General features: G+C 67.2%; 22 protein-coding genes and 2 pseudogenes. 14 read left to right on the plus strand and 10 right to left on the minus strand.

Going from position 1 to position 24,934, the window contains the following annotated elements:
* Both IV454_RS24805 and IV454_RS24810 read left to right on the plus strand, forming a co-directional pair.
* Entirely contained in the window at nt 1-3,462 is a 3,462-nt protein-coding gene (locus tag IV454_RS24805; protein WP_206088297.1) for an amino acid adenylation domain-containing protein, read from the plus strand.
* Nucleotides 3,463-3,577: 115 nt separating this feature from the next.
* Nucleotides 3,578-4,501, plus strand: coding sequence for a hypothetical protein (locus IV454_RS24810; protein WP_206088298.1), 924 nt, complete (start codon nt 3,578-3,580; stop codon nt 4,499-4,501).
* A 12-nt stretch (nt 4,502-4,513) separates the two neighbouring features.
* On the opposite strand, the pseudogene IV454_RS24815 reads toward IV454_RS24810, so the two are convergent.
* Nucleotides 4,514-5,105: pseudogene (locus tag IV454_RS24815) on the minus strand (GntR family transcriptional regulator).
* Nucleotides 5,106-5,199: 94 nt separating this feature from the next.
* Here IV454_RS24815 and dctP point away from each other — a divergent pair.
* From dctP to IV454_RS24865, 10 genes and pseudogenes are all read left to right on the plus strand, one after another.
* A pseudogene (gene dctP, locus IV454_RS24820) lies at nt 5,200-5,991 on the plus strand (TRAP transporter substrate-binding protein DctP); the annotation flags it as partial.
* Nucleotides 5,988-6,554, plus strand: coding sequence for a TRAP transporter small permease (locus IV454_RS24825; protein ID WP_206088300.1), 567 nt, complete (start codon nt 5,988-5,990; stop codon nt 6,552-6,554). The pseudogene dctP and the gene IV454_RS24825, both read left to right, overlap by 4 nt.
* Nucleotides 6,551-7,903, plus strand: a complete 1,353-nt coding sequence (locus tag IV454_RS24830; RefSeq protein ID WP_206088301.1) for a TRAP transporter large permease — start codon at nt 6,551-6,553, stop codon at nt 7,901-7,903. Before IV454_RS24825 ends, IV454_RS24830 begins: the two co-directional genes overlap by 4 nt.
* Nucleotides 7,903-9,570: a malonate decarboxylase subunit alpha gene (mdcA, locus tag IV454_RS24835; protein WP_206088302.1), complete on the plus strand. Its 1,668-nt coding sequence runs from the start codon at nt 7,903-7,905 to the stop codon at nt 9,568-9,570. Before IV454_RS24830 ends, mdcA begins: the two co-directional genes overlap by 1 nt.
* Before the next feature lie 15 nt (nt 9,571-9,585).
* A complete protein-coding gene (gene mdcC, locus IV454_RS24840) occupies nt 9,586-9,900 on the plus strand; it encodes a malonate decarboxylase acyl carrier protein (protein ID WP_206088303.1) in 315 nt (104 codons plus the stop codon).
* Entirely contained in the window at nt 9,897-10,796 is a 900-nt protein-coding gene (locus tag IV454_RS24845) for a biotin-independent malonate decarboxylase subunit beta (RefSeq protein ID WP_206088304.1), read from the plus strand. The genes mdcC and IV454_RS24845 overlap by 4 nt, the downstream gene beginning before the upstream one ends.
* On the plus strand, nt 10,793-11,509 hold the full coding sequence (gene mdcE / locus IV454_RS24850; RefSeq protein ID WP_206088305.1) for a biotin-independent malonate decarboxylase subunit gamma: 717 nt from the start codon (nt 10,793-10,795) through the stop codon (nt 11,507-11,509). The genes IV454_RS24845 and mdcE overlap by 4 nt, the downstream gene beginning before the upstream one ends.
* Nucleotides 11,493-12,137, plus strand: a complete 645-nt coding sequence (gene mdcG / locus IV454_RS24855; protein ID WP_206088306.1) for a malonate decarboxylase holo-[acyl-carrier-protein] synthase — start codon at nt 11,493-11,495, stop codon at nt 12,135-12,137. The genes mdcE and mdcG overlap by 17 nt, the downstream gene beginning before the upstream one ends.
* Entirely contained in the window at nt 12,134-13,009 is an 876-nt protein-coding gene (gene mdcB, locus IV454_RS24860) for a triphosphoribosyl-dephospho-CoA synthase MdcB (protein WP_206088307.1), read from the plus strand. Before mdcG ends, mdcB begins: the two co-directional genes overlap by 4 nt.
* Nucleotides 13,006-13,902 carry an ACP S-malonyltransferase gene (locus IV454_RS24865; protein ID WP_206088308.1) on the plus strand — a complete coding sequence of 299 codons (897 nt, stop codon included), beginning with the start codon at nt 13,006-13,008 and terminating at the stop codon, nt 13,900-13,902. The genes mdcB and IV454_RS24865 overlap by 4 nt, the downstream gene beginning before the upstream one ends.
* A 5-nt stretch (nt 13,903-13,907) precedes the next feature.
* On the opposite strand, the gene moaD is transcribed toward IV454_RS24865, so the two are convergent.
* The 6 genes from moaD to IV454_RS24895 form a co-directional block, all read right to left on the minus strand.
* Complete coding sequence (moaD, locus tag IV454_RS24870) at nt 13,908-14,165, minus strand: molybdopterin converting factor subunit 1 (RefSeq protein ID WP_054262611.1); 258 nt, start codon at nt 14,163-14,165, stop codon at nt 13,908-13,910.
* A gap of 6 nt (nt 14,166-14,171) precedes the next feature.
* Nucleotides 14,172-15,395 (minus strand): molybdopterin molybdotransferase MoeA, encoded by a 1,224-nt coding sequence (locus IV454_RS24875; RefSeq protein WP_206092815.1) that lies wholly within the window; start codon nt 15,393-15,395, stop codon nt 14,172-14,174.
* Between the two features lie 37 nt (nt 15,396-15,432).
* Nucleotides 15,433-16,908: a threonine synthase gene (gene thrC / locus IV454_RS24880; RefSeq protein ID WP_206088309.1), complete on the minus strand. Its 1,476-nt coding sequence runs from the start codon at nt 16,906-16,908 to the stop codon at nt 15,433-15,435.
* Nucleotides 16,909-17,056: 148 nt separating this feature from the next.
* The gene (locus IV454_RS24885; protein ID WP_206088310.1) at nt 17,057-17,599 is read right to left on the minus strand and encodes a dihydrofolate reductase family protein; all 543 of its coding nucleotides are present in this window, start codon (nt 17,597-17,599) and stop codon (nt 17,057-17,059) included.
* Nucleotides 17,600-17,719: 120 nt separating this feature from the next.
* A complete protein-coding gene (locus tag IV454_RS24890; RefSeq protein ID WP_206088311.1) occupies nt 17,720-18,352 on the minus strand; it encodes an NAD(P)-dependent oxidoreductase in 633 nt (210 codons plus the stop codon).
* The gene (locus IV454_RS24895; RefSeq protein WP_206088312.1) at nt 18,349-19,188 is read right to left on the minus strand and encodes an inositol monophosphatase family protein; all 840 of its coding nucleotides are present in this window, start codon (nt 19,186-19,188) and stop codon (nt 18,349-18,351) included. The genes IV454_RS24890 and IV454_RS24895 overlap by 4 nt, the downstream gene beginning before the upstream one ends.
* Nucleotides 19,189-19,268: 80 nt before the next feature.
* Between IV454_RS24895 and IV454_RS24900 the strand changes: the two genes are divergently transcribed.
* Both IV454_RS24900 and IV454_RS24905 read left to right on the plus strand, forming a co-directional pair.
* Nucleotides 19,269-19,907 carry a TetR/AcrR family transcriptional regulator gene (locus tag IV454_RS24900; RefSeq protein WP_206088313.1) on the plus strand — a complete coding sequence of 213 codons (639 nt, stop codon included), beginning with the start codon at nt 19,269-19,271 and terminating at the stop codon, nt 19,905-19,907.
* Between the two features lie 132 nt (nt 19,908-20,039).
* Nucleotides 20,040-21,758, plus strand: coding sequence for a hypothetical protein (locus IV454_RS24905; protein WP_206088314.1), 1,719 nt, complete (start codon nt 20,040-20,042; stop codon nt 21,756-21,758).
* Between the two features lie 106 nt (nt 21,759-21,864).
* Here IV454_RS24905 and IV454_RS24910 read toward each other — a convergent pair whose 3' ends face one another.
* Genes IV454_RS24910 through IV454_RS24920 form a run of 3 tightly spaced genes read right to left on the minus strand, consistent with a single transcriptional unit; the run spans nt 21,865 to nt 24,925 of the window.
* Nucleotides 21,865-22,512: an SMI1/KNR4 family protein gene (locus IV454_RS24910; protein ID WP_206088315.1), complete on the minus strand. Its 648-nt coding sequence runs from the start codon at nt 22,510-22,512 to the stop codon at nt 21,865-21,867.
* Nucleotides 22,513-22,519: 7 nt separating this feature from the next.
* Nucleotides 22,520-23,917: an L-serine ammonia-lyase gene (locus tag IV454_RS24915; RefSeq protein ID WP_206088316.1), complete on the minus strand. Its 1,398-nt coding sequence runs from the start codon at nt 23,915-23,917 to the stop codon at nt 22,520-22,522.
* Between the two features lie 45 nt (nt 23,918-23,962).
* Entirely contained in the window at nt 23,963-24,925 is a 963-nt protein-coding gene (locus IV454_RS24920; RefSeq protein ID WP_206088317.1) for an NAD-dependent epimerase/dehydratase family protein, read from the minus strand.
* Between the last annotated feature and the right edge of the window lie 9 nt (nt 24,926-24,934).

The raw sequence follows: 24,934 nt of genomic DNA on the forward strand, positions 1-24,934 counted from the left end.
ATGCCACTGCCGATCCGCCTGATCCTGTTTCCTTTCCTGCAAAGCTATGACGGCAACGCGCTCGCGCTGCGCCTGCTGGTCGCCCCGCAGACCGACCCCACCGCCGCCCCCGCTCCCGGACTGACCCCGTTCGTCGCCACCGACTATCAATTCGAGCTGCGTTTCGTCGCCGACCCGGGCCAGCTGCCCACCAGCGGCGCGGCCGCCATCATCGTCGACCAGCTCTCGCCCGCGCCTGCGGACGCCGCGGCCATCTGCGCCGCCCTCGATGCGCAGTTCGGCATCGACGCCAGTGTCGGTCCCGTCGACGGGCGCGCCGGCGCCCCGCGCATCGTCAAGTATGCGCCGCCGGCCTACCGGCGCGCCACCGGCTACGGCGGCGAGAATCCATTCCTGCTGACCGACGACAGCTATCACTGCGCGCTCAAGGCGCCGATTCCGGCGGGGACCTCGGTCAAGGCCGTGCCGCCGGTCATATCGTGGGGCAAAGTGCTGGCCCAGGTTCTGCGCCAGCCCCTGCTGGCCGAAGCGAGCGGCCTGGTGCGCCCGTTCACCGTGATTGCGCCCGCCGACATCGTTGCCGCCGGCGGCTGGCTGTTCGTCACGCTCAAGGCGGGCAGCCCCTGGAGCGCGCTGGCCGGCACTCCCGGCGCGCTGCGCTCCTATGCCGCGCGCATCGCCCCCCTCGGCGCGCCGCGCCCACTGTTCACCCCAGTGCTGTTCCCGGTGGCCGACGCGCCTGCGCCGGGGGTCGCCTGGGATGACCTGTTCCGCGAATCGATCGAATACGACGACGGCTTCGCCAAAGCCGTCTATGCGCGCCAGCCGCCCCAGGCCGATCCGCTGGCCGACGCCGAGGGCGAGCACCCGCCCGAGGATCGCGGCATCCAGCTCGGCTGGGACGACGAGCAGATCGTGACGTGGTTCAACCGCCAGTTCGACGTCGACGCCGACGCGCCCATGGGCGTGATGGGTTACCGGGTCGACGTGCGCGAGGCCGGCACGGTGGCGTGGGAGTCGCTGGTACGCGCGCGCACTGCCGTCACCTTGGGCGCGAGCGACCTGGGCGATGCGGAACTCGACTGGCGGGTGGAAGTGGCGCCCAACCGGATCACGGGCGACACGGGCAACCGCAGCTGGCTGCCCAGCTACATGAGCGCATGGACCGGACCGTCGCTGATCGGGGTCGACGCCCTCGTCGCGCAACTGCGCGGCCTGCCCGCCGCCCCCGCGCCGGCGGTGCAGGGCCTGGCGCCGGCGACCGCGCTGCGCTACGGGCGCAGTTACGAATTCCGGGTGCGCTTCAACGACCTGACCGGCGGCGGCCCGGCACCAAACGACGAGCCGCGCAACGGCGGGCCGCAGCCGGTGGCCGGCATCGACTTCCGGCGTCCGGTGCGCCCGACCGGCGTGTCCATCGACCCCGCGCTGCCGCTCGACGCCGATGCGGCCGCGCCGCCCTCGACCCTGACGGTGTCGCGGCCCTTGCTGGGCTATCCTTCCTGCCTGATGGCGGGCGGCTCGCCACCGGCCCTGCTGGCCGACATCGCCCCGGCCATGCTGGCGCGTCGCGCGCCCGGCCTGCCCGACCCCGATGTCGACCAGCTCGAAATCGTCGTCGAGGTGGGGACACCGGAACCGGGCGCCGCCAGCCGCTACCTGCCGCTGTACACCGTCACCCGCGCCTACCCGGACGGCGCGCCGTTGACGCTCGACTTTGCGTGGACCGACGTCGCCGATGCGCGCGACCTGCCCGCCGCGGCGGCCGGCCCGCTGGCCTTGCCCACCTCGCGCAATGTGCGCCTGCGTTTGACCGCGCTCGCCGCCGCAAAGGCGGATTACTACGCCAGCGAGGCAGTGCGGCGCGGCGAAACGCGGCTGGTGGCGCTGCGCGCTCCCGCCAGCGACGAACGCGGTTTGCTGGTGCAGGGCGGCGGCTCGCTGATCGAAGGCTTCTTCCTCCAGCCGGCCGAACCGATCTCGCCGGCGATGATGGCGGCGCGCCAGGCCGCCGGCCACGGCGACGAACTGGCCGACGACCCGCTCGGGCGCCTGGCCGCCGCGCTCGACCTTGACCGCAAGGACCGGACCCTGCGCGCGCGCCCGGGCCGGCGCCTGATGATCGGCGCCGGCTCCCTGCTGCGCCAGGTGGTCGGCCCCGACGGCGCCAGCCTCACCTTCGCCACCGCCAACGACATGACGCGCCTGTGGCTGGTGGCGGTGGTGCTCGAACTGCGGCGCGACTGGAGCTGGGATGGACTGGACTGTCTGCGCATCGAACGCGACGGCGTCGAGGTCGGCCGCATCGCCGCCAGCACCAGCGCCGGCCACGAGGCGGCGGGCGACGCCGAACGGGACAGCTCGACCCTGGTTTTTTTGGATGCCATCGATCCCAAGCCGGCCGCCGGTGCGTTCCCGCGCCCGTTGACACCCAGCTACCGGATCACGCCCGTGCTGCGCATCGCGCCAAACCAGCAGGATGTGCCGCTGGAAGCGGCGATTGTGCTGCCCGTGACCACGCCGCCGGCGCAGGTACCCAGGCTGGTGTCGGCCGGGCTGGCGCTGTCGCCCTACCGGCGCGATCCGGCCTATGCGGCCAGCGAGGAGCGCCAGACGGCGGTCTGGCTCGAATTCGACGGCGCGCCGCTCGACCCCGAGGACCGCTACTATGCGCGGGTGCTGGCCAGCGCGCCCGACCCGGTGCTGACCAATCAGTTCGGGAATGTCGCCGCCATCGCCGACCTGCCGCTGGCGGTCGATCCGGAACCGCTGCGCCGCATCGTGCCCGGCCAGGGCGACGACCGCGCCGGCCAGGCCAGCATGCAACTGCTCGCGCCGACCTCCAGCGCGCGTCATTTCCTGCTGCCGTTGCCGCCAGGCCTGACACCGGGGTCGCTGGAACTGTTCGGCTTCTTCACCTATGAATTCCGGGTCGGGCATGCCGGCATCTGGAGCACGGCGCAAGGCTTCGCGGGCAGGGCTCTGCGCGTGGCCGGCATCCAGCACGCGCCGCCGCCGCTCGCGTGCGCGGTCACCCGCAGCAAGGGCCGGCTGACCGTCAGCGCCGCCTTTGCCGACCCGGTGCGCGATGGCCGCTCGCTGCGTCCGCCGGAGCCGGTCACCGACTTGTGGGCGCTGCTGTATGCGCGCGTGCACCAGGCCGACGACCTCGACCGCCGCAATATCCTGCTGGGCACGCGCCGGCTCGATCCGGCGCGGCGCCAGCAGCAGAGCGGCGCGGGTGCCGCCAAGGCCGGGGCCGACGGCATGGCCGACTGGTCGAGCGCCGAAATCAGCGCCGGCCTGGCCTTGCTGACCCTGGGCCCGGACGCGCCGCTCAGTTGCCTGGTGGTCGAGACCTTGCCCGGCGAAGAGCCCTATCCGGATCCGCTGGCCGCCCAACTCGGCTACGAACGCTTCCTGCGCACCTCCCCGCTCACGGAGGTGCCCGATATCTGTTGAGCGCCGCCGCGCCGGCCGCTACGCACGGTCGCGTTTTACGCTACGTGCGTCGGCATCGACAATGCGCCCGAGCGGCATAGCACACTGCTGGTCCCCTATCGATGTTGGAGACCACATGAAAAGTGCATTGGCCATTTTGGCGATTTGCGCAAGCCTGACCGCGCTGACGGCCGCCGCCGCGCCATCGCAAGCGATGCGCGCCGGCGCACTGCTGCGCATGGAGGCGAGCGCGCCCAATGTCGAGCGCATGCGCGCCGCCGTGCGGGCGGCCGTATCGGAAGATGAACAGGTCCAGCAGATTACCCAGCTCGGCGGCCTGCACACGCGCGACAATGCGTCCGGCATGAACGACACGATCCTGGCCGACCTGCGCGTGTTCGCCGCCTCGCCGAGCCGGCGCGTCGCGCGCAGCGCCACATTTCCGCTGGCCCAGTCGGTCGGCGCGGAAGAAGCCATCGATATCCTGATGCGCGCCAAGGAAACCGGATTGATGGGCGGCGAAGAGATCGCCGGGGAACTGGCGCGTGCGCTGCGCTTTGTGCCGCGCGAGCTGCAGTTGCGCTACGTGCAGCTGATCGCCGCCGAACCAACGCGTTACGGCGTGGAAGTGCTGGTGTCGGGCTTTGACAGCCGCCTGCTCGAACCTATGCTGCCGGAGACGCGCCGGGCCATCGGCGAACTGCTGCGGCGCACGCCCGTCGACTTCCCGCGGCCGATCGGCGCTTTCAGCTTCGGGGACGCGGCCCGTTATGCCGCCTGGCTGCACGCCAGTGCCCTGACCGAGCAATCGGTCAGCCGCCGCCCGTACGCCGACACAGTGCTGGCGCAGCTGGACGACCCACAACTCGACCCGCGCAAGATCATCGCCTATCTGTACGAGTCAGAAGGCCGGGCGCTGATGTCCAAGGTCGGCCGGCGCGCCCCGTTTGCCGGTGCGGTGCGGCGCGCGGCCACCTACGCCAACTCCTTTCCTGGCAACCTGACTGTCAAAAAACTGGTGGACGATATCGTCGACGCCTGGTACGAACTGCCGCAGTGACGCGCGGCGCCGTCAGGACCGCACCGGCGCGCCCGCCGTCAGCTGCGGCAAGGACGCCATCAGGTCGGCGAAGCGCTGTCCCTGGATCATCACGTGACTGCGGGCGAGCTGCGCGGCCAGGTCGCCGTCACCGGCCAGGATGGCCCGCACCAGGCCATCATGCTCGTCCCAGGAGGCGCCGACCCGGTCGCGCACCCTTAGCTGCAAGCGCCGGTAAGGGCGCAGGCGGCGGTACAGATTGCGCGTCTGCTCGAACAGGAACTGGCTGGCTGCCCGCGCAAATGACTTCGTGGAAGGCTTCGTTCTTGTAGAAATAGGCATCCGGATCGCTGGCGTCGCGCGCCTCGCGGCAGGCTTCGTGCGCGGCCAGCAGCTGCACATGATCGGCCGGCGTCATGCGGCGCGCCGCCAGCCGTCCGCAAGTCGCCTCCAGCTCCGACATCACCTCGAACATCTCCACCAGCTGGTGCGGTCCAAGTTCGGCCACGACCGCGCCGCGCCGCGGACGGATTACCACCAATCCCATCGACGCAAGCTGGATCAGGGTTTCGCGGATCGGCGTGCGCGACACATTGAAGCGCGCCGCCAGTTCGGTTTCGTCCAGACCTCAATTGATTCCCGCAGTGCTGCAGAATGGTTCGCCAACGACTTCTCCAGACAGTTTGTATACAAATAGGCAGCCGCGCTGACCGCTGTGGCTGATGAAGACGAACTCGCAGTTCTCGGCCATGCGCAAGGGCGCGCTCGACCTGTCGCTGGTGCCCCTGTCGTACTCCGGCGGCGAGGTCCCGGAAGTGAACATCGGCCTGATGCCCGGCCTGGTCACCACCTACGAGCAGGGTTACAGCTGGAAGAACGCCGAGGTGGGCAAGGAACTGGCGCGCATCCTGGCCGAGAAAGGCATCGTGGTCCTGAGCTGGATCTGGCAGGCAGGCGGCGTGGCCTCGCGCGGCAAGCCGATCGTGGAGCCGGAAGACGTGCGTGGCATGAAGGTGCGCGGCGGCTCGCGCGAGATGGACCTGATCCTCAAGGCCGCCGGCGCAGCGGTCGTGACCCTGCCGTCCAACGAAATCCACGCCGCCATGCAGACCGGCGCGATGGACGCGGCGCTGACCTCGTCGACATCGCTGATCTCGTTCCGCCTGGAGGAAGTATCGAAAGCGCTGACCACGGGACGCGGCGGCGCATACTGGTTCATGTTCGAGCCGCTGATGATGTCCAAGGCGATTTTCGACCGTCTCCCCAAGGAGCAGCAGGCGATCCTGATGGCGGTCGGCGGCGAGCTCGAAGGCTTCGCGCGCGCGTCGGCCCAGGCCGACGACGCGGCCGTGGCGGCGGCGTACCAGAAAACCGGCGCCAAAGTGGTTGACCTGAACGCGGCCATCGTCAAGAAATGGCAAGCCATCGCGCGCACCACCGCGTGGACCGACTACCGTGAAAAGAACGCCAACTGCGCCAAACTTCTGGCACTGGCCGAGAAAACCTTGTGAGCCATGGTGTCGACCTGGCGCCAGCGGCGGGGCCGGCCGTGCCGGACCATCCGCTGCTGGCGGCCGTCTCGCGCCTGCTGGAGCGCTTGAACAGCGCGCTGCTCAAGCTGTCGATGGCGGCCCTCGTCATCACGGCGCTGGTGCTGACGTATTCGGTGGTGTCGCGCTATCTGTTCAAGCTGCCAACCGACTGGCAGGACGAGGCGGCGGTGTTCATGCTGGTCGGCGTGACCTTTTTCTGCACCGCCCATGTGCAGTCGCTGCGCGGCCATATCGGCATCGAGGCGCTGGCCTCCTTGCTGCCGCCGAGGATGAACGCGGTGCGCCTGTTCCTGGTGGACCTGGTGTCGTGCCTCTTCTGCGCCTTCTTTTCGTGGAAGTCGTGGACGCTCTGGCATGAAGCCTGGGCCGACGGCCAGACCACCTCGTCGACCTTTGCGCCGCCGCTGTGGATCCCGTACGGGATGATGGCGCTCGGGATGTCCCTATTGACCCTGCAGATCCTGGTCCAGGTGCTGGCCCACCTCACCAACAAGCCAGCCGGCCAGCGGAGCGCGCCATGACCGACCTGACACTGGGCGCCCTGTACGGCGTCGTGACCTTGGTCGTCATGTGCTCCGGCATGCCGATCGCCTTTGCCCTCGGGGTGGTGGCGATCAGCTTCATGTACTTCTTCATGCCTGCCTCCTCGCTCGACACGGTGACCCAGAACGTGTACGAGGAAATGGCCTCGATTACCCTGCTCTCGATCCCGCTGTTCATCTTGAAAGGCGCGGCGATCGGCAAGTCGCCGGCCGGCAAGGACTTGTATTCGGCCATCCACACCTGGCTGCACAAGATCCCCGGGGGCCTGGGCATCGCCAACGTGTTCGCGTGCGCGCTGTTCGCGGCGATGGCCGGTTCGTCGCCCGCGACCTGCTCGGCCATCGGCTCGGCCGGCATTCCCGAAATGCGCAAGCGCGGCTACTCGCCCGGTTTCGCGGCCGGCATCATCGCCGCCGGCGGCACCCTGGGCATCTTGCTGCCGCCATCGATCACCATGATCCTGTACGCGGTCGCCTCCGAACAGTCGCTCGGACGCCTGTTCCTGGCCGGGATCGGCCCAGGCACCCTGCTGGTCGCCCTGTTCGCCGGCTACGCGGTTTTCCGCGCACGCAAGGAGTACGGCATGGCCAAGGCCATCTACGAAGCGGGCGGGGTCAAGTCGCCCTATCTTGACACCGAACACTTCACCGCGCGCGAAAAAGTCGAGATGCTGCCGCGCGTTCTGCCCTTTATCGTGCTGCTGATCGGGGTGATGGTGGCGCTGTACGGCGGCTATGCCACGCCGTCCGAGACGGCCGGCCCGGGCGCCCTGCTGGCACTGGTGCTGATCGCCGTGGTGTACAAGGTGTGGCGGCCCAAGGACCTGTCGCCGATCCTGGCGGCGACCGTCAAGGAATCGACCATGCTGCTGCTGATTATCGGGATGTCGCTGCTGTATTCCTACGTCATGAGTTACCTGCATATCAGCCAGTCGGCGGCGCAGTGGGTGGTCGACATGCACTTGTCGCGCTGGGTGCTGCTGTCCGTGATTTTGCTGATGGTGGTGGTGTTCGGCTTCTTTTTGCCGCCCGTATCGATTATCCTGATGACCGCGCCGATCATCCTGCCGCCGCTCAAGGCTGCCGGATTCGATCTGATCTGGTTCGGTATCGTGATGACCGTGGTGATGGAAATGGGGCTGATTCATCCGCCGGTGGGCTTGAATATCTTCGTGATCAAGAACATCGCGCCCGACATACCGCTCAAGGAAGTGATCCGGGGCGTCATGCCCTTCCTCGGCCTGATGTTCCTCGCGGTGGTGCTGCTGTGCGTGTTCCCCGGGATCGCGACCGGCCTGCCCGAGATGATGATGGGAGTAAAAAATTGATGACTGCAATGCCCGCGACCTGGAACTCGCTGCAAACCAACCGCGCCGGACGCCTTGCGCGCGCCGGCGCGACCCTGGGCGCTGCGCTCGACGGCAAGGCGCTGCCGGCGGCGCTGCTGGCCGAACTGCTGTACGCCGTGATCGAACGCGGCGACCGGGTTTGCCTCGAAGGGAACAACCAGAAGCAGGCCGATTTTTTGGGCCAGGCGCTGGCGCAGCTCGACCCGGCCCGGGTCAATGGCCTGCACATGCTGCAATCGGTGCTGGCCCTGCCGCAGCACCTCGACGTGTTCGAACGCGGCGTGGCCGACCGCCTCGATTTTTCGTTTTCCGGGCCGCAGGCGGCACGCGTGGCCAAGCTGCTCGCCGCCGGCAAGCTGAAAATCGGCGCGATCCACACCTACCTTGAGCTGTTCAGCCGTTACTTCATCGACCTCACGCCGCGCGTGTGCCTGATCGCGGCGGAAGCGGCCGACCGCCACGGCAATCTGTACACCGGCCCGAATACCGAAGACACGCCGGCCATCGCCGAAGCGACCGCATTCAAGAACGGCATCGTGATCGTGCAGGTGAACCGCATCATCGACACCCTGCCGCGCGTGGACATTCCCGGCGACTGGGTCGACTTCGTGGTGCAGTCGCCGCGCCCCTACTATATAGAACCGCTGTTTACGCGCGACCCGGCCCAGATTTCGGAAATCCAGGTGCTGATGGCGATGATGGCCATCAAGGGCATCTACGCGCCCTACCAGGTGGAACGCCTGAACCACGGCATCGGCTTCGACACGGCGGCCATCGAACTGCTGCTGCCGACCTACGGCGAGTCGCTTGGCCTGAAGGGCAAGATCGCGCGCCACTGGGCGCTCAATCCCCATCCGGCCCTGATTCCCGCGATCGAATCGGGCTTCGTCGAATCGGTGTATTCGTTCGGCTCCGAACTTGGCATGGAAGACTACATCCGCGCCCGTCCCGACGTGTTTTTCACGGGGCCGGACGGCAGCATGCGCAGCAACCGCGCCCTGTGCCAGGCGGCCGGCCACTACGCCTGCGACATGTTCATCGGCTCGACCCTGCAAATCGATTTGCAGGGTAACTCCTCGACCGCGACCCAGGGCCGCATCGCCGGCTTTGGCGGTGCGCCGAACATGGGGGCGGATGCGCGCGGGCGGCGCCATGCCAGCCCGGCGTGGCTGAAAGCCGGCCAGCAGGCGCGCGAAGGCCGCAACACCATCCCGCGCGGCCAGAAACTGGTGGTGCAGATCGTCGAAACCTTCCGCGAGCATATGCAGCCGGCTTTTGTGGACCGGCTCGACGCGTGGGAGCTGGCCGAGCAGGCCGGCATGGCGCTGCCGCCGGTGATGATCTACGGCGATGACGTCACCCACATCCTCACCGAGGAAGGCATCGCCAACCTGCTGCTGTGCCGCAGCGACGAGGAACGCGAGCAAGCGATCCGCGGCGTGGCCGGCTACACACCGGTGGGCATGGCGCGCGACCGGCGCATGGTGGAGAACCTGCGCGATCGCGGTATTATCCAGCGCGCGGAAGATATCGGCGTCGACAAGCGGCTCGCCACGCGCGACCTGCTCGCCGCCAGGAACATGAAAGACCTGGTGCGCGCTTCCGGCGGTTTGTACAACCCGCCCAAGCGCTTCCGCAACTGGTAGAGACTGGAGAATCATATGGAAACGCTCGCATATCGCTTCGAACATGGCAAACGCGCGCTGCCGGCCAAAGCGCAGGTGATCGGCGTGGTCGGCTCGGGCAACTTGGAGGTGCTGATCGAATCGGCGGCCCTGGGCGGCGCCTGCGCCATCGAGATCAACACCGGCGCCGTGGGCTTCGGCGCCACGTGGGAAGCCGTGATGCGCGACTTTCACGAGCGCTGGCAACTGATGGACGCACGCATTGCGATTAACGACATGGGCGCCACGCCGGCCGTGGTCAGCCTGCGGCTCGATCAGGCGGTGCAAACCATGCTGGGAGACGCTGCGTGAACAGTTATCTTGAATTGACCGCGCGCGAGCGTCTTGCGCGCCTGTTCGACCAGGGCAGCTTTGAAGAATTCCTGCCGCCGGCGGCGCGCGTGGTCAGCCCGCACCTGGGGCAACTGAACGCGCCGGTCGCCTTCGACGATGGCGTGGCGGTCGGCCGCGCTCTGCTCGACGGGCAGCCGGTCTTGTGCGCCGCGCAGGAAGGTGGCTTCATGGGCGGCGCGGTGGGCGAAGTCCATGGCGCCAAGCTCACCGGCTTGCTGCGCCGCGCGGTGCGGGAGCGTGCCGGCGCGGTGGTGCTGCTGCTAGAGAGCGGCGGCGTGCGCCTGCACGAAGCCAACGCCGGCCTGATCGCCGTCTCGGAAGTCATGCGCGCCCTGCTCGACGCGCGCGCTGCCGGCATACCGGTGGTGGCGCTGGTGGGCGGCTCGAACGGGTGCTTCGGCGGCATGGGCATCGTGGCGCGCTGCGCGAACGCGGTGGTGATGTCGGAAGAAGGCCGACTGGCCATGTCCGGCCCCGAAGTGATTGAAACCGCATCGGGTGTGGAAGAATTCGATTCGCGCGACCGCGCGCTGGTCTGGCGCACCACCGGCGGCAAGCACCGCTACCTGATGGGCGACTGCCACACCGTCGTGCCCGACGCGGTGCACGCCTTCCGCGCCGCGGCGATTGACGCCATCGCGCAAAGCCGGCGCGCCGGGGTGGAACTAAGCCTGGCCGCGCTGGAAACGGAACAGGAATTGCTCGGCCAGCGCATCGCACGTTTCGGCGGCTGCGCCGATCCGCTCGACGCCTGGCGCGAACTGGGCCTGCCCGATCCGGCCGCCGTGCCGATGATGGAGGCCGACGCTTTCACCGCCCTCGCGGCCAGCCACGCACTGGAAGGTGCGCGATGAACTGGAACGAACTGACAGCGCGGCTGTTCCCCGAGGGGCACGCGATCACGGAAAGCGACAGTTTTCTCAGCGGTAGCGCGCGCGTCGCCGGCGCCGATATCGCGGTTCTCGGCACCACCGACCATGCGCCGATCGGGGTCGAAATCGCGCTGGCGCAGGCGCGCTTCGTGCTGCGCACGGTGCGCGAGCATCCTGGCCGGCCGATCCTGATCCTGGTCGACACCCAGGGCCAGCGCCTGCGCCACCGCGACGAAATGTTGGGCATCAACAGCTACATGGCGCACCTGGGCAAATGCGTCGATCTGGCGCGCCGTTCGGGCCACAGGATCGTCGGCCTGGTGTACGACCAGGCGCTGTCCGGCGGGTTCATCGCCAGCGGCATGATGGCCGACGCCTGCTACGCGCTGCCCGATGCCACCATTCGCGTCATGGGCCTGCCGGCCATGGCGCGCATCACCAAGGTGCCGGAAGAACGCCTCGTCGAACTGGCCGCGTCGAATCCCGTGTTCGCCCCGGGGCCGGAGAACTATGCCCGCATGGGCGGCATCGAGGCGATCTGGGATGGAGACCTGGCCGCCAGCCTTGCGCAGGCATTCGCTGATGCCGGCGCCCCCGATGTGCGCAGCGTACGCGGACTGGAACGCGGCGGGCGCAAGCTCGCACAACGGGTCATCGACGCCATCGTCGCAGGGTCCGATGTACTCGCGTCATGACCGGGCCTGGCTAAGCGACGCCGGTTGGGCCGGCGCGCTCGCTGGCGCCGCGCCGGAACATGCGGCGGCCCTCGAACAATGGCGCAGCCATGACTGGCCCTTGATCGTCGCGCGCCGCACGCCGGATGCCGCACCCGGCACCCTGTGCCTGGGCTTGGCGCTTCCCCCGGACGCGGGCCGCAAACTGCGCATTGCTTTACCGGTGAACGAGCATGCCGTGGCGCGCATTGAAGCTGCGCTGCCGCTGCGCGCCGCAGCCGCAGCGGCGCCGGCACGGTGGGCCGATCCGCTCGCGGCGCTGCTGGCCGGCGCCAGCTCCATCACCCTGCGCGCCTATGGTTCCCTGGCCCTGCAAGCCATCACGGGCCTGGGCTACCTGACCGAATCTTCCGACATCGACCTGTTATTCACGCCCGCGAGCCTGCAAGAACTCGACGCAGGCGTGCAGCTACTGAAAACGCACGCGCCCCAGCTTCCGCTCGACGGCGAGATTGTTTTCCCGGGCGGCGCGGCGGTGGCCTGGAAGGAATGGCGCGACGCGGCGGCCAACGACACAAGGGTGCTGGTCAAGGACGCCGACGCGGTACGGCTGGCCACGACGGCCTCGCTGCGGGACCTGCTCGGATGATGGACACGCTCTCACCTGCCACGCGCGTAGCCGATGTACGCCAATTCGCGCGGCGCGCCGCACGGCTGGCCATCGCCAGCCTGTACGCCGAACTGGCCCTGTATCCCAAGCCGGGGCTGGTGTCGCTGGTCGACAACGGCAGCCACGCCGACATGAACGCGGCGACCTTCATGCGCAGCCTGTTCTCGCTGCGGCATTACTTCCGCCTGATCTGCCAGGCGGGCGCCAACGGCGCACCGTTCGCCACGCTCAAGCGGCTCGGCATCGAGGCCGAGCAGCGCATGCTGCGCGCCACCGGCGGCATCAACGCCCATCGCGGCGCGATCTTCAGCCTTGGCCTGCTGTGCGCCGCCGCCGGACGTGCGTTCGCCCATGGCGGCGCGATGACGGCGGCGGCGCTGCAATCGCATCTGCGCGCGGGCTGGGACAAGGAGCTGGCGAGCCATGTCGCACCTGTCAACGAACGCTCGCATGGCTTGAGCGTAGCTGCGATACACGGCGCCCGTGGCGCGCGCCACGAAGCGGCGGACGGCCTGCCCTCGGTCTTTCGCACCGGCCTGGGCACCTTGCGCCGCACCCTTGCCGAAGGACGGGGACCCACGCAGGCGCGCATCGATGCGCTGTTCGCGCTGATGATGCAAGTGAGCGATACCAACGTGGTACACCGTGGCGGACCGCAGGGCGCGGCTTTCGTGCGCATCCAGGCCAGCGCTTTCCGCCATGCCGGCGGCACCGCATCGAACGGCTGGGAGGCGCACGCACTGGCGATCCACCGCGCTTTTGTCGAGCGCAATCTGTCGCCCGGCGGCGCCGCCGACCTGCTGGCGGCAAGCTGCTTCGTGCACGCGCTGACGGCGGAGCACGAACGGTGACCGGCGGCCTTTTCATCATGTGCCCGGGCCAGGGCGGCCAGCACGCCGGCATGTTCGACCTGGCGCGCACCGATCCGCACGGCGCCGCCCTGCTCGACCGGGCCGGGATCGATCCCGATGCGGCGACGCTGTTCGATAACGCCGTCGCCCAGCCAGCGATTGTCGCTTCCGCGCTGGCGATGTGGGAAGCGCTGCGCGGGCACCTGCCCGCGCCGATGCTGGCCGCCGGCTACAGCGTCGGTGAAGTGGCCGCGTGGTCGGTAGCGGGAGCAATTACTCCGCCCGACGCGATTGCCCTGAGCCGAACCCGGGCTGCGGCGATGGATCAGGCGGCGCGCGTGGGGCCGCCGCAGGCGCTGGCGGCCATCAGCGCGCTGGCCATTGACAGGGCTGGCGCACTGGCTGCGCGCCACGGATACGAGATCGCGATCGTCAACGATGTCGATGCCTGCATTGCCGGGGGGCCGCAAAACAATCTGGCGGCGCTGGGCAAGACGGTGGCGGCGGCGGGCGCAAAGCTCCAGCGCCTGCCGGTCGCTGTGGCGTCGCATACCTCGCTGATGGCGCCAGCCCGCGATGCGGTCGACGCGGCCCTGGCATCGCTGCGCTTCGTCACGCCGGCCTGCCCGGTGCTGGGCGGCGTGAACGCGCTGGCGCTGCGCACCTGGGCGCAGGCCGTGGACGCATTATCGCGCCAGCTGGTGCAGACGATCCGCTGGAGCGACTGCATGGATGCGGCGGTCGAAGCTGGCGTAACGGTGGCGCTGGAACTGGGGCCGGGCGCCGCGCTCGCGCGCATGATGCAGGCGCGTCATCCGCACATCGCATGCCGCTCGGTGGCGGACTTTCGCAGCATCGCGGGCATTGCCGCCTGGGTCGCGCGGCAGGAATAGACGCGTTATCCGCCCGTCACGGGAGGGAAAAACGCCACTTCGGCGCCCTCTTCGACCACTTGGTCGGGACCGCACATGACCTGGTTGAAGGCCGTGCGCAGGGGGCGCTGTTCCGACAGGGCCTGCGCCCATTTCTCGCCGCGCTCCATCAGGTGGCGCCGCACCTGGGCGACCGTGTCGATGCCCGGTGGCAGGGCGACCGTTTCCTGGGAAGTGCCGAGTGCTTCGCGCACGCTGGCGAAAAAACGCAATGTGATATTCATCGATGCCTAATGCTGTAAGTCGCTAAATGGGATGAAGCGCACGATGTCGCCCGTCTTGATGCTTTGCCCGGCCGGATTGTCGAGCAGGCCGTCGCCCCAGACCGTGGACGTGAGCACACCAGAACTCTGGTTGGGGAACAGATCGAGCCCGCCGCCATCGTTGATGCGCACGCGCAGGAACTCGTTGCGGCGGTCCGCCTTGGGCCAGGCGAAATCGGCGCGCATGGCGTAGGCGCGCGGCTCCACCTTGCCGCTCACGCCCTGCAGGCGCAGGATGAACGGACGCACGAACAGCAAAAAGGTGACGAAGCTCGATACCGGATTGCCCGGCAAGCCGAGAAAAAAGGCCGAGCCGCCGGCGCGATCGACTTCGCCGAACGCCAATGGTTTGCCCGGCTTGACGGCAATCTGCCACATGTTCAGGCGCCCTTCCGCTTCCACCGCCGGCTTGATATGGTCTTCCTCGCCGACCGAGACGCCGCCGGAGGTGATGATCAGATCGTTCTGGCGCGCGGCGCTGCGCAAGGTTTCGCGGGTCGCTTCCAGGGTATCGGGCACGATGCCGAAGTCGCTGATCGCGCAGCCCAGGTTTTCCAGCAGCGCGCGCAGGGTGAAGCGGTTGGAGTTGTAGATGGCGCCCGGCGCCAGTTGCCCGCCCGGCGCTTCGCCCGGCATGGTCAGTTCGTCGCCGGTGAAAAACACCGCCACGCGCAGCCTGCGGAACACCGGCAGGTTGGCAAGACCGACCGACGCGGCCAGGCCCAGTTCCTGGCTGCGCAGGCGCGTGCCGGCGGCCAGGATGGCGCCGCCGGCTTCGATGTCTTCGCCGGCGCGGCGGATCCATTCGCCCGCCTGGGGCACGTGTTTGATGGTGACGGTGTTGCCCGGGCCAGCTTCGCACTGTTCCTGCATCACCACCGCGTCGGCACCTTGCGGGATCATGGCGCCGGTGAAGATGCGCGCCGCGCTGCCGGCTTCCAGTGGCTTACCGACCGTGCCGGCCGGGATGCGCTGCGTGACCGCCAAGGTGGCCGCGCCGCTGGCGCAGTCGGCCGCGCGCACGGCGTAACCATCCATTTGCGTATTGTCGGCGGACGGCACGTCGATGGTCGAAACCTGGGCGACGGCCAGCACGCGGCCGTTTGCGCCCAGCGTAGGCACGACTTCGGTATCGCGCACGGGACGCGCCGCCCCTTGCAGGAAGTCGAGCGCCTCGCGCACCGACAGCATGGGCGGGCGGCTCTGTTGCGGTTCGTTTGCCATGCCCTTACAAGCCCGTATTGGCGGCGATGTAAGCCTGCATCTGCGCCACGTCGGCCGGCATGACGATGAATTTCTGCGGCAGCGATTCGATATCCTCGAAGCCGGCCGGACGTTCGGCGTCCACACCAAGCGCGTCGAGGATCGTTTCGTTGAACTTGGCCGCCAGCGCGGTTTCGAGCACGATCATCGGCACACCCGGCGCCATGTACTGGCGCGCGACCTTGATGCCGTCGGCGGTGTGGGTGTCGATGGTGATGTCGAAATCGTCCTGCACGTCGCGGATGGTATCGAGGCGGTCCTTGTGGGTCGATTTACCCGAGGAGAAGCCGTAGTTCGACACCAGCTTGAACTCGTCGCCGTCGCTGCCCGGTTTGCCCGACAGGTCGAAGCCGCCCTGGGTTTCCACCTTGAGGAACAAGGCGCGCACGCGCTCGGGGTCGCGCCCGACCAGGTCGTAGATGAAGCGCTCGAAATTGGACGCTTTCGAAATGTCCATCGACGGGCTGCTGGTGTGGAACGTTTCGGCCGACTTGCGCACGCGGTACACGCCGGTGCGGAAGAATTCGTCGAGCACGTCGTTTTCATTGGTGGCGGCGACCAGGCGGTCGATCGGCAGGCCCATCATGCGCGCGATGTGGCCGGCGCAGATGTTGCCGAAGTTCCCAGACGGGACCGTGAACGAGACTTTTTGCGTATTGTCGGTGGTGGCGGCAAGGTAGCCGCGGAAGTAGTACACCACCTGCGCGACCACGCGCGCCCAATTGATCGAATTGACGGTGCCGATTTTTTGTGCGGCCTTGAAAGGCAGGTCGTTCGAGACCGCCTTGACCAGGTCCTGGCAATCGTCGAACACGCCTTCGACGGCGATGTTGAAGATGTTCGGGTCCTGCAGGCTGAACATCTGCGCGGTCTGGAAGGCGCTCATTTTCTTGTGCGGCGAGAGCATGAACACGCGGATGCCCTTCTTGCCGCGCATGGCGTATTCGGCCGCGCTGCCGGTGTCGCCCGAGGTGGCACCGAAGATATTGAGTTCGGCGCCATCCTTGGCCAGGGTGTATTCGAACAGATTGCCAAGCAACTGCATCGCCATGTCCTTGAAGGCCAGGGTCGGGCCGTTCGACAGTGCTTGCAGGATCAGGGTCTTGTCGCCGTCCTTTTCCAGGACGCGCAGCGGCGTGATGTCGGCGCTTTTTTCGCCCTTGCGCACGTTGCGGTACACATCGGCCGTGTAGGTCTTTTTGGTCAGTTTTTTGAGGTCCGCTTCGGGAATGTCGGTCGCGAATTTTTTCAGGATCTCGAAAGCCAGGTCGGCGTAGGACAGCTTGCGCCAGGCATCGAGTTCGGCCCCCGTCACCTGCGGATACTCGGCCGGCAGGTACAGGCCGCCGTCCGGCGCGAGGCCGCCCAGCAGGATGTCGGAGAATTGTTGGGGAGCTTGCGATTCGGCGGCCTTGGCGGCGCGGGTAGACACGTAATGCATAGAGTTGGTAGGTCCGTTTTGGCTGACAGCGGGAAGCAGAACAATGCGATCGGACACTTATTATAGTGCGGAGCGCATCCGCATGCGAAATCGCGCCGTATTTGCGCATTTTTGCAGGGGGAAATCCCCCTTGCTTACCAGCGCGCGCTTATGGCCGGGGCGTATAGACCAGATATTGCAGGCCTGCCGGCGTGGAACGCGAATGCTTCAGGTCCAGTTGCACCGGGTCGCCTTGACGGTCGAGCAGGCGGCGGCCGTGTCCCGCCATGACCGGACAAAGGATGAAGTGCAGTTCATCCAGCAGGCCAGCCACCAGCAAGGATTGGACCAGGCTGATGCTGCCGTGTACGCCGATGGTCTTGCCGGGCCGGGCTTTGAGCTCGCCGACAGCGGTGGCAAGCTCGCCATTGAGGAGTATCGAATGGCGCCATTCCAGCTTCTCCAGGGTGCTGCTGACCACGATCTTCTGGTTGTTGTTGATAAAGGAGGCAAATGGCTCGATCGTCGAGTCCGGCCAAAACGTCGACCATGCCTGATACGTTTTGCGGCCGAGCAGGATGGCGTCCTGCTCGGCGACAGTTGCGCACGTAAATTCGTCGAAGTCGGCGTACAGGTTCGGACGCACGAAAGTATCGGGCGCTTCGACGACGCCGTCGAGCGAGATAAACAGGTGCGACGTGAGCTTTCGCATGGAATTCCCCCAAGTTGGTCAGAGCTGCACGATGAAGCTCTTGCCTTGACGACGTGCGGCGATTGCCGGAATCGACAGCGGCATGGATTTTCTTCGGGCCACCATTGTATCAATGCGCATTCAGTCGGATCGTCCCTGGCGCGCCACCACGACCGCCGCGCCGCGATAATTGCCTTCCACGGCTTCGCGCAGCATGAAAGCGGCTAGGTCGGCCCGCGCGAGCGTCCCCGCGATACCTGGATTGAGCGTTGTCCCCGCGCGATAGCGGCCGGTGCGCGGGCCGTTCGTGAGCGCGGGCGGACGCACCAGGGTCCAGTCGAGCGCGCTGGCGCGGACCAGTGCTTCCATGCTGTCCTTGTCGCGCATCTTGGCGGCGATGATGCGCCGCACGACACGGATGAACAGCGACGCTCTCCGCGTTTCCGACGCGCCATACGCGCTCAAGGCGACGAGGCGGCGCGTGCCGGCCGTTTCCATCGCCGCGATAATACCGCGCATGCCCTCGGTGCAGATGGCGGAAGCGTCGCCCTTGCGCGCACCGAGCACGCTGATCACGGCATCGGCGCCCTGCACGACGTCGCGAACACCATCCTGCTGCGAAAAAATACCGACGACGAGCCGCAGGCGCGGGTGGACAATCGAGAGCCGGTCCGCGCTGCGAACCAGGGCGCTGACCTCGTGTCCCGCTTGCAGGGCCTGATCGACCAGATGACGGCCGGTGGCGCCGGTGGCGCCGAAAATGGCGAGTTTCATTGCCCCGCCTCCTCGTCGCAGGCCGCCAGGATGGCAGCCGCCGGAGCAGTCAGCGCGGGCGCGCCGGCAAGGAAGCCTCTGCTGTCCGGCTGCCATGGCCGTCCGTGCAGGTCGGTCACCCGGCCGCCGGCTTCGGCGACGAGCAAGGCGCCCGCCACCAGGCCGGAGCGCACCTGGCTGTATTGCCAGAACAAATCCTGACGGCCAGCGGCGACGTCAATCAGCTGCATGGTGGACGGCACCGACACGTGCACCACCAGCGCCGCCTCCAGCATCGCCGATACCGAGCCGCCGATGCGCCGATAAACGGCCGCCCCTTCGCCGGGCGCGGCTTGCCCGGTACCCACCATCGCCGCGCGCAGATCGGATTTCGAGGATGCCTTCAAAGCCGTCCCGTTGAGCCAGGCGCCGCCGCCGCGCAGCGCGGTATACGTGTCACCGGTGAGCGGCAGGTGAATCGCGGTCAGCACGGGCACGTTGTCGCGTACCAGGGTCGCCGTCACGCCCCAGCGCGGCGAACCGTGAATATGGTGGATGGCCCCCTCGACCGGGTCGCACACCCACCATTCGCCGTCGGGCAAGGGACCGCGCCCTTCCTCGTCGTCGTCCCAGCGGGCGCCGGGACGCGCTTGCGACAGGGCTTGGCGCAGGATGGACATCGATACACGGTCGTTGGCCTCGATGGTCGATGCGATCTCCTGCAAGGTCTGCGGACGCGCGTGCGGGTCGAACAGCGCCTTGACTGCATGGCCGGCCGCCTGCACCGCGGCGACGGTTCGCAGCAGTAGCGTCTGGTCGTCGGAAGTTGGGAGGGAAAGTTGTTCAGGGTGGTTCATGCGTGATTCTTCCTCGGTTGCGTCAGGCGACTCGATATTGCGCTTGACTTGACCCGGAAATGATATGAGCATGCTGTCGCATGAACAACTCGCAATCGAAGAAGGCAACCGTGCGCCGGCTGGTGCCAAGGAAGACGCCGTCCCAGCCGCGTTCCGCCCATACCGTGGGCACCATCCTGGAGGGGGCAGCTCACATTCTTGAACAATATGGACTTGAAGGATATACAACGAATGCCATCGCCGCCCGCGCGGGCGTGAGCATCGGTTCCCTGTACCAGTATTTTCCCACCAAGGATGCGGTGACGATCGCCTTGATCGAACGCGAATCGCTCGACCTGGTGCGCGAGGCGAGCGCGGCGCTGCAAGGACAGGATCATCGCCGCGCGCTGCGCGAGCTGGTCGAGATAGGAATCCGCTATCAGCTGCGCCGGCCCCAGCTGGCAAAGTTGCTCGATACGGAACAAGGCCGGCTGGCCTCGCTGATGCCGGGGACAGCCCATGCCGCGGCGATGCGTGCCGCGCTCACCGGTTTTCTCGCCACCTACCCGGGCCTGGATCCGGCGCGTGCCGGACGAACCGCATCCGACCTCATGGCGCTCATCAGCGCATTGACAGACGCCGCGGGTCGGGTGGAGACAGCGATATCGCCTGCGCTGGCCGATCCGATTGAAGGGGCGGTGCTGGGTTACCTGAACGCCGTGTCCATAACAGTGTCATAAGCTTGCCTGCGGGACCATGGGCCCTGGCCGACTTGTCCCGCCGCCCTTGCTTGTGTACGCTTCCGAACGGAATCGCCGTCAAATAAGGGCCATAGTTGACCGTGTAAATACTCCGAAGCCGGAAGGTTCAGCATGGACACCCCTCAGATCACGCCGCTCGCGGCACGCAGCGCAAGCCTTGTCACCCCCATCGCGGCAACGCAAGCCATGGCCATCGAGCAGGTCCAGAGCCTGCCATTCGAGACGGTCGCACCCACCACGGTGGACCTGTCGACCTCGGGCCGCTTTCTGTCCCTGGCCTCCCTGTTTCAAAAAAAGGCGCTGGACTTGCAAACCTCGCTCGTCGACGACACCGACGCATCGAAGGCGCTTGCCGACGTGACGGTTGCAGCGGCCGCCGTGGCCAGCGTATTTAACGAAGTGCAGGCCAGCGCGGTGGGCAATACCGGCACGGCGATGGACATCTTGGGCGGGCAATCGCTGCAATCGCAATTTTTCCAGCAGTTCGGCGGCACAGCGCAGGATGCGGCGGCAAGCCTGGCCTCCATCGGCCTGAGCTTTACCCCGGCCACCGGCACCAGCCCCGGCACGCTGAGCGTTGACGAGACGGTGCTGCAAGATGCATTCGGCAAAGATCCGGCCGCCACGGCCGCACTGCTGGACCGTGCCGCAAACGCCTTCTTCGGCGTGGTCAGCACCCAAATCCAGGCACAAACCGCCAAGGTCGATTTCCTTGCCGATGACGGCGCGACCGGCGCCGCGCCGCCGGTGCCGCTCGCCGCGCCCCAGGACCTTGCGGCCACGTCAGGCCAGCCCGGCACCCGGGCAGCCAGCAATGCGGACAATCTGTTTGTCCAGGGCCTGGTGGCGGATAATCTGCGCGATGAAAGCGAGCCACCGATCGAACGTGCAAGCGGATTGCCGCCGCCCCTTGCCCAAGCCGACCTGGGCGAGGGTAGCGATTTTCCCGTCCAGATCGACCTGATCGACTCGGCGCAAGCACAGGCACCAGCCCAGGGCGCGCGCGCGGCTTCGCTGCCGCAAGAACCTGACGCACAAGAACCTGCCGCACAAGCGGTCGCCGCCAACACAGCCTCGCCTGACGTGCGCCAGCCCGCAGCCCTCGCCACGCCGGCTGCGACGACGGCCCCAACGCCAACGGCAGCGCCACCAATTGCGGCGGCACTGAGTGCGGAAGACAGGCTCCAGCTTGCCCCCACCGCCACCACCCCGGCGGCGACGGCGGTCTCCGAACCTGACATCCCGGCGAACAAGGGCCTCGAGGTGGCACAACAGGCACGCGCTCTGGCGCAACAGTTACAGGCGGAACGGGAGGCGGCGCGCGAGCTCGATGAGAAAATTGCCGGCGCCAGCGACGCGGTGCGTGCCGCATTGGCCGAGGAAATCGCCAGGCGCGACGCCGCCAGAGTCGACCAGCGCAACGTGGACGGAACCAAGGAACAAGGCCGCGCGCACCAGCTGGCGCAAGCCGCGGCCGCCCCTGTGGCGCCGGATCAGTTTGTACGGCCGGCGGGCGAGGCGCGGACGGCTACGACGGTCCGGTCTGCAATCGAGATCCCAGACCAGGATCAGGATCAGGATCAGGACATCACGCCACAGCAAGCGGCACTCCGGGTGCCGGACCAGGCACAGCTGGCCGCGCGCGACCCGGCAATCGCGGCGGCCATCGCGGCCTACAACGTCAACACCGGTCCGTTTGCGGCACAAAACGGCCGGCCCGACATTCAGCCAACCAGGGCCAGGCCGGTTACGCCGGTTGCCGCCGTCACGAAGGTGGACGCCGTCGAGGCGCTCGGTACACAAGGCGACGGATCGTCGCCCTTACTTTAAGGCGCCGCGCATCGCCGGCAGGTCAATGCCGCCGATGGCGGCGAACCCGGCCGTTCCCGAATCGATGTACAGGTGGACTCGGCGCCCGCTGCCGATTGATGGTGTGCTATTCCCAGCGCGCCACCACATCGAACGCGAGCGGCTCGGGCATGCTCACCCTGGCGTACAGCGCCTCCTCCTCAGCCTGGCTGATGAGCGAGAACACTATTTCCGGACGCGATGCCGGACCTTGCCGGTACGGGTGCCCGCTTGGCGGTTTGTCCAGGCAGGCGTGCAGCATACGCTCAAGCGCGGGATCGAGCAGGCCGGCCACCTTGGCGACGTCAGCCCGCAGACAGGCAGCCGGATCGCCCGCATCGTCATCGAGCAAATCGAGATCGGCAAACACCGCCAGATACTCGGCCACGACAAAGTGATCGAAGCTGGCGTAACGCAGCCGCGAAGCGCTGCGATCACGCCACACCATGGCAACACCCTCTTCCCCGCTGCGCAGGCGCACCAGGCAATAGGCATCGCCGGCGCCGGATCGTCCGAACGGCAGAAACACATTGCCATTCTGCTTGACCGGATTGAGCCAGCTGGCGATGACTTCGCCCGCGCGCTGCGCCGACAGCCAGCGAAAATCGTACAGCGCGGACAAGGCCATGCAATCGGGCTTGTCGTAACTGGTCCGGCCGCTCCCGATCAGCTGCCGCAGGGTCGCCGGCAAGGCAATCCCGGTGGACGTGGCCAGCGCCTCGAACGACTCGCTCACGCAGCCACTAGCAGGCGGCGTGGTTGACCGTCACCACGTGGATCGCCAGCCCGCCGAGCGAGGTTTCCTTGTATTTGTCCTGCATGTCGGCGCCGGTCTGGCGCATGGTTTCGATCACGTCGTCCAGGCTGACAAAGTGCGTGCCGTCGCCGCGCAGGGCCAGCGAAGCGGCGGTGATCGCCTTGATCGCGCCCATGCCGTTACGTTCGATGCAGGGAATCTGTACCAGCCCGCCAATCGGGTCGCACGTCATGCCCAGGTGATGTTCTATGCCGATTTCGGCAGCGTTCTCGATCTGCTCATTGGTGCCGCCCAGGGCCGCCACCAACCCGGCCGCGGCCATCGCGCAAGCGACGCCCACTTCGCCCTGGCAACCGATTTCGGCGCCCGAGATCGAGGCGTTCTTCTTGCACAGCATGCCGATGGCGGCCGATGTCAGCATGAAGTCGCGCACCCCGCGCACCGGATCGCTCGGACGGCAATCCTCGGCGTAGTAGCGCAGCACCGCCGGGATGATGCCGGCAGCGCCGTTGGTCGGCGCCGTCACCACACGCCCGCCGGCGGCATTTTCTTCGTTCACCGCCATCGCGTACAGGCTGACCAGGTGCAGCGCGTCGTGCGGCAAGTCATTGGCGCGGTTGTCGCTATTCCTGGCGTCTTCCGCCTGCTTCCACAGGTTTGCCGCGCGGCGCTTGACGTTCAGGCCACCGGGCAGCTGCCCGCCGGTCACCAGGCCATGCGCGATACAGTCGCGCATCACGTGCCAGATCTTGTCGATGCCGGCATCGAGCGCCGCGCCATCCATGCGCGCGCATTCGTTCGCGCGCAGCATTTGCGGAATCGACAGGCCACTGCTGCGGCCATGCGCGAGCAGCTGGTCCATGGTGTCGAAGCTGTAGGGAATCGGTGCCGTGCTCTCGCCATTGCTCTGGCGCGCCTGCGATTCGCCGGCGGCGTGAATGAAGCCGCCGCCGACCGAATAGAAAATCCGTTCGATGACGCTGCCGTCATCGAGCTTGAGCGTGAAGCGCATGCCGTTCGGGTGTTCAGGCAGCGAAGAGCTCTTGTGCCAAATTAGGCCGGTGCGGGCGGAAAACGGCACTTCGTGGGTGCCCAGCAGCTTGATCACCCCATCAAGTTCGGCTTCGGCCAGCATGTCTTCGACCCGCTCCGGGTCCACGCCCTGCGGCGTTTCGCCCATCAGGCCGAGGATGACCGCCTTGTCGGTCGCGTGGCCCACGCCGGTCAGGGCCAGCGAGCCATACAGCGCCGCTTCCACGCCCACCGCATGGTCCAATGGACCGCATTCGACCAGAAAACGCCGCGCCGCCACCATCGGCCCCACGGTGTGGGAACTCGACGGCCCGATGCCGATTTTGAATAGGTCGAATACGCTCATGTCCATCAGTTGCCTCTTTTATGTTTTTTATATATGTGTGGGTGAAACGAATCAGGCAGCGCGGGTGAGCTCGACGTCGATATTGGCCAGCATGTCGGCCACCAGCTGCTCGATCCCTACCTGCGCCTTCCAGCCCCAGTCGGCCGTGGCCACGCTGTCGTCCAGGCTTTGCGGCCAGCTGGCGGCAATCGCCTGGCGGCTGTCCGGTTTGTAGCCGATCTCGAAGCCCGGCAAGGCGCGCTGGATGGCTGCCGCCAGCTCGCGCGGGTTGAACGATACGCCGGCCACATTATAGGCAGAACGCACCGCGATCTGTCTAGATGGGGCATCCATCAATTCGATGGTGGCGCGGATCGCATCGGGCATGTAAATCATCGGCAAGGTGGTGTCGGGGCCGAGGAAGCACTCGTAAGGTTCGCCGCGCAGGGCCGCATGGAAAATCGCGATGGCATAGTCGGTGGTGCCGCCGCCCGGAGGCGACTTGTAGCTGATGATGCCCGGGTAGCGGATGCTGCGCACGTCCACCCCGTACTTGGTGAAGTAGTACTCGCACAGGCGCTCGCCGGCCAGCTTGCTGATGCCATAGATGGTGGTCGGGTCCATCACCGTGTACTGCGGCGTGCTTTGCGGCGGCGTGTTCGGACCGAAGGCGGCGATCGACGATGGCCAGAAGACGCGCAGCGGTTTGCCCGCTTCGCCGCGTTCGCGCGCCACTTCCAGGATGTTGAGCAGGCCGTCCATGTTCAGGGTCCAGGCCTTGAGCGGGGCCTGTTCGCCGGTGGCCGACAGCAGCGCCGCCAGCTGGTAGACCTGGGTGATGCCTTCGTCGGCCACCAGGGCCGCCAGGCGCGCCTTATCGAGCACGTCGAGCTGGGTGTAGCGCGCCGCCTTGTAGACGTTGCTCGCGCCGATGTCCGAGGCGATGACGTTGCCGGCACCATGCTGCTGCGCCAGTGCGCCGACCAGTTCACTGCCAATCTGGCCGTTCGCGCCGATAATGAGAATGCGTTCCATGTTCTTGAT

It is taken from the genome of Massilia antarctica (genome assembly GCF_015689335.1).
In the GTDB taxonomy this organism is placed as follows: domain Bacteria; phylum Pseudomonadota; class Gammaproteobacteria; order Burkholderiales; family Burkholderiaceae_D; genus Telluria_A; species Telluria_A antarctica.